We start from the raw sequence: 253 nt of genomic DNA, 5'->3' as shown, positions 1-253 counted from the left end.
AGCCCCCGCCGAGCGGCCCGCGCCCGCCAAGCCCGCCGCCTCGGGCCCCGGTGTCGCCCCCGCCCCCACGGTCGAGCCGTCGAGCGAGACCACGATGCTCCTGCACCTCCCGCCCGCACCGGACGGCGAGAGCGGCACGGGCACGGGCCGGACGCCGCCCCCGGGTACGGGCCCGACCCCGCCCGCGAGGGACGGCGCCCCCGCCCCCGTACCGGAGCAACACCCCGTACGGGACGCGCAGCCGCCCACCCCC

The 253-nt window shown here is 82.6% G+C and carries 1 pseudogene; it reads left to right on the top strand.

The features are described from left to right. Nucleotides 1–253, top strand: a pseudogene (locus G3I42_RS24630) (hypothetical protein); the annotation flags it as partial.

This window comes from Streptomyces sp. SID11385 (genome assembly GCF_010548245.1).
Lineage (GTDB): Bacteria > Actinomycetota > Actinomycetes > Streptomycetales > Streptomycetaceae > Streptomyces.
The sequence above is the reverse complement of the archived record's forward strand: the minus strand, read 5'-3'. Positions and strand labels throughout refer to the sequence as shown.